1 protein-coding gene and 1 pseudogene are annotated in these 1086 nt (G+C 65.7%); both read left to right on the top strand.

From position 1 onward, the window contains the following. Window positions 1–200, top strand: a pseudogene (locus FVW20_RS19845) (hypothetical protein); the annotation flags it as partial. Window positions 201–486: 286 nt separating this feature from the next. Next, complete coding sequence (locus FVW20_RS16305) at window positions 487–978, top strand: YajQ family cyclic di-GMP-binding protein (RefSeq protein ID WP_015946675.1); 492 nt, start codon at window positions 487–489, stop codon at window positions 976–978. Window positions 979–1086: the final 108 nt, after the last annotated feature.

Below are 1086 nucleotides of genomic sequence, written 5' to 3' on the forward strand. Positions count from 1 at the left end.
GCACGCCGCAGCCGCAGGGCCAGCAGGCGGCCAAGTCCGCACGGTCGCAGTCCGGTCCCGGCACTTCCGGGCATGCGGGACAGGATGCGCGCCCCAAGACAGGACGGGACGGCATGGGACGCGAGGGCGGGGGGCGCGGTTCCTCCGGTGGCTCTTCCGGCGGCTCTTCCGGCGGCTCCGGCCCCCAGTCCGCAAGCTGACACAGGCACCCCGGCCCGCGCGGAAACGACAGGGGGGCGGAGCGCTCACCGGCGCAGCCACCGGTTCGGCGTCCCGCGAATCGGCTTGAACCACGGCGCGCCCTTTGCTACATCCTGTGTCCTCATGCGGGATCGGAAGGCCCTTTCCCGGCTCGGTCGGATCAGCGGCAAGGGCACAGCCCGGATCGTGCATGCCGCCCGGCCGGACCGGGCCGTTCAGGCCGCCCAGCCCCCAGAACACGTTTCAATCCGCGTGCCCCACGGCACGCTTCATCCGGAGGTTCGCATGCCCTCGTTCGACGTGGTCAACAAGGTCGAGATGCAGGAACTCGATAACGCCGTGAACAACGTGAAGAAGGAAGTGGACACCCGCTACGACTTCCGCAATTCCGTCACCGAAATCGAGTTGCATCGTGGCGACAAGCGCATCCACCTGCTGGCAGGTGATGAAATGAAGATGCGCGCCCTGCAAGACATGCTGCAATCACACTGCATTCGCCGCAAGGTTGATCCCAAGTGTCTGGAGTTCAAGGACATCGAGCCGACGTCCAAGGGCCAGGTCAAGCGCGATGTGGTGATCCAGGAAGGCATCACCAAGGATGTCGCCCAGAAGATCGTCAAGAAGATCAAGGATTCGAAGCTGAAGGTGCAGGCCGCCATCCAGGACGACCAGGTGCGCGTGACCGGCAAGAAGATCGACGACCTTCAGGAAGTCATCCAGTTGCTGCGGGGGGAGGAGTTTGGCGTACCTCTTCAGTTCGTCAACATGAAGGCCTAGCGCATCGGGCCGCTTGCCCGCTGGCTGCGTTGCGGCACGCCCCGGCTTCCTCGGCGTTGCGCTGCTGCGCCGTCGTCGCCGTGGCGCACCGCGCCTTGCCTTCGGGAC

Origin of the sequence: Nitratidesulfovibrio oxamicus, from assembly GCF_015731765.1 — a bacterium.
Lineage (GTDB): Bacteria > Desulfobacterota > Desulfovibrionia > Desulfovibrionales > Desulfovibrionaceae > Cupidesulfovibrio > Cupidesulfovibrio oxamicus.